Consider the following 3,225-nt stretch of genomic DNA (forward strand, 5'->3'; position numbering starts at 1 on the left):
CGTTATTATTGAACTGCTAGCACTCTCCAAACAACCGCTCGGGATAACGAATATATATGACCTCTGTCAATTACCAAAATCAACCATATTTATGATCTTAACTACGCTCGAGCAATTGGAATACGTCGAGAAACTGGAGAACGATAAGTACATGTTGACGCTCAAACTATATAATTTCGGTGTCCATGTGTTAGCCAAGTTAAATATCCGCGATGTTGCCCGCCCCATTATGGAACAACTTGCAGAACAACTGCGGTTTACCGTCCATCTAGCCAAAATCGAACACGGTCAAGCCATGTATATTGAGAAGGTGGCGGGTCCTGGCTTTGTACAATTCTCAACCGCCATCGGCCAAACGTGGCCACTCTACATATCTGCAGGCGGGAAAGTATTAGCTGCCAACTTGCCGAATAATGTCCTCGAGCCATTAATCGAAACGATGCAGTTCGAAGCCTATACACCTAATACGATATCAACCAAAGAAGCTTTCTTGGAATCATTGATCTCTGTTCGTGAGAATGGATATGCATTCGAGGACGAGGAAGGGGAACTCGGAATCCGGTGTATTGCGGTGCCGATCTATAATGAAAAGGGAGCCGTCATTGCGGCCTTGAGTGTCACCTCATTGCGCAATGAGCTCCCTGTTAGTCGATTCCAAGAAGTTGGAAATATTCTCAAAAGCAGAGCCTTGGTTATCTCTCAACATCTCGGTTATATAGCAGCTGAACCATCATCAATCTGATGCTATTCAGGGTATATCAATTGACCCGATAACGGTTCAGAACCTTCTCATCAATCGTAATACCAAGCCCGGGACGATCGACAGGAACGGTGACATATCCATCATGGAATTCCACTTCCCTGCTGACCAAATCTCGGGCCAGTGGTGAGTTCGAGACCGTATATTCGATCATGAAGCCATTGGGAATGGCARCCGCGAAATGCGTGCTCGCTGCAACTAGAATTCCGGTCTTGAAGGCATGCGGGACGACCTTCTTATGTCGATCATAGGCCAAATACGCGATACGTTTCCCTTCGGTCAACCCGCCAACCCTCGCTAGATCAGGCTGGATGATGTCCAGATGCCCTTCGTCGAGCAACCGCTGGAATGCAAGTCGGCCGCTCTCTTGTTCTCCACCAGCAATAGAGATGCGTGACCGATCTGCCAGGGCGCGGTAACCTGCGATATCGTTGGAATGGACCGGTTCTTCCAGCCAATACACGCCGTATTTCTCGTAGATTTCCGCCATACGCAATGCACCTTTCAAATCCCAGGCAAGCCCGGCATCGATCATAATATCGATATCGTCACCTACTGCTGTACGAATCGCCTTCACTTGGGCTTCGTCGAATTTGGGATCTCGTCCGATAGGCCCCCAGCCGAACTTCATGGCTTTATAACCTTGTTTCGCATATTGTTCCGCCATACGAGCGGCTTCTTCGATTGTATCCGGCATAAGTGAACTTGCGTAGGCTTTCAACTTCCGATTGAATACCCCACCCATCATTTCGCATACTGGACGGTTCATAGCTTGGCCGAATATGTCCCATAGCGCAATATCTACTCCGCTGATCGCATGTAATGCCGGTCCCGTTCGTCCGAAATAGATCGTCCCCCGGTACATTTTGTCCCACAGCCGTTCGATCTCTATCGGATTCTCACCGATTAACAAACTTCGAAGGCCTACCGCGATGGAGTGTGATGCTGGTGCATCCACTACAGCTTTGGCTACGAGTGGCGATGAATCCACTTCCCCTACCCCTACGATTCCCTCATCCGTATGGATTCGGATAATAAGCGTATCCTGCGTCCCATCACATTGTGCGGCGTCCAGATCAGGTAACCTTAAGTATATCGCTTCTACTTCTGTAATCTTCATAAGTTCATCGATCTCCTTATAATGTCTTAGAATGACTTAGAATGTAATAGATAATCCACCATCAACCGGTATAATGGCTCCTTGTATGTAAGACGCTGCTTCAGAAGCGAGAAATGCGATAACGGCGGCCACTTCTTCGGAACTACCCGCACGAGCCAACGGAATTTTACGCTGCTCCACATAATATTGCTTGAACATGTCCGTCTCTAGCTCATTGACGCCATCGATAATCGAGAGTCCCGTATCGATAAATCCAGGTGCGACCCCATTAACTCTAATTCCATAAGGCGCAAGTTCAGAAGCTGTACATCGCGTTAATTGATCGAGTGCTCCCTTCGCCGCATTATAATGGCTGGACAGGTTCAAGGCGCGATAGCCGTTAATCGAAGAAACGTTAATGATTGCCCCTTTAATTCCGAGTTCCTTCATAGACTGGGCGGCATACTTGGAACACCAGTATGATCCATTAACGATCGTATCGAAGACAGCCCGCCAACGATCCGTCGTTTCTGTCAGAAATTCGCTTTCATAGAACATGGCCGCATTATTCACCAGTGCATCAATTCGGCCGGTATGCTCCAGGGTCCGCTCGATCAACTGCCGCACATCCGCTTCATCACTAATGTCAGTGCGAACATACAGCGGACGGGCACCGAGTTGCTTCAGTTCATTCAAGGCTTGCATGCCATTCGACTCGTTGCGTCCGGCTATGATGACGGCTGCCCCTTCAACCGCGAACAGCTTAGCGGCTGCAAGTCCGATACCTGTCGCCCCGCCTGTAACAATAACGGTTTGATTCGTAAATCGGTTCATGACCAGTCCTCCTGTGAGTAACTATCAGGGAAATGAATTTAGTCCTATCATAAGATCAATATTGCTTATTGTCAACAATCGATCATAAACATTCGTTTGTTGAACTGTATCAGAAGATGGACTATAATTACGGTAACTTCGCCTATCAAACGGATCGTTCAATTATTTAATGACATTAAGGAGTCCACCGATGGAAACTTATAAATTTAAAAGTCAGGAAAATCTTTCACTGCGTCAACGTGTGATGCACGATATTCGAAATGCGATCATTCAAGGGCATCTCAAACCTGGAGACAAACTCAAAGAACTCGATATTTCCCAGCAAATGTCGGTCAGCAGAGGACCCATTCGCGAGGCAYTACGAGATTTGGAGGCATTGGGGCTAGTCGTCAGTTCACCCTATCGAGAAACTACTGTGGCTGATGTTCGGAAGGAAGAAGTCATTGATTTGTTAATACCGGTTCGTCTACACCTGGAGTTGTTCGTGCTGAAACATAATCTAGCCAGGCGTGACGACTCGTTCTATGAGAAA

At 47.4% G+C, this 3,225-nt stretch carries 4 protein-coding genes; 2 read left to right on the forward strand and 2 right to left on the reverse strand.

Annotated elements, in window-relative coordinates; genetic code table 11:
- Positions 1-742: IclR family transcriptional regulator (locus tag AC1DWB_RS32655; RefSeq protein WP_477545264.1), on the forward strand; the 742-nt coding region annotated here is incomplete at its 5' end.
- Positions 743-758: 16 nt separating this feature from the next.
- On the opposite strand, the gene AC1DWB_RS32660 is transcribed toward AC1DWB_RS32655, so the two are convergent.
- Positions 759-1,880, reverse strand: a complete 1,122-nt coding sequence (locus AC1DWB_RS32660) for a mandelate racemase/muconate lactonizing enzyme family protein (protein ID WP_477545265.1) — start codon at positions 1,878-1,880, stop codon at positions 759-761.
- Between the two features lie 36 nt (positions 1,881-1,916).
- Positions 1,917-2,693 carry an SDR family NAD(P)-dependent oxidoreductase gene (locus AC1DWB_RS32665; protein WP_477545266.1) on the reverse strand — a complete coding sequence of 259 codons (777 nt, stop codon included), beginning with the start codon at positions 2,691-2,693 and terminating at the stop codon, positions 1,917-1,919.
- A 190-nt stretch (positions 2,694-2,883) separates the two neighbouring features.
- Between AC1DWB_RS32665 and AC1DWB_RS32670 the strand changes: the two genes are divergently transcribed.
- A partial coding sequence (locus tag AC1DWB_RS32670) for a GntR family transcriptional regulator (protein ID WP_477545267.1) occupies positions 2,884-3,225 on the forward strand: 342 nt, incomplete at its 3' end.

It is taken from the genome of Paenibacillus sp. P4_E11 (assembly GCF_056401635.1).

Bases quoted from the DNA above. Each gene is read 5' to 3' on its own strand.
- AC1DWB_RS32665 (WP_477545266.1), bottom strand. From the start codon at position 2,693: ATGAACCGATTTACGAATCAAACCGTTATTGTTACAGGCGGGGCGACA.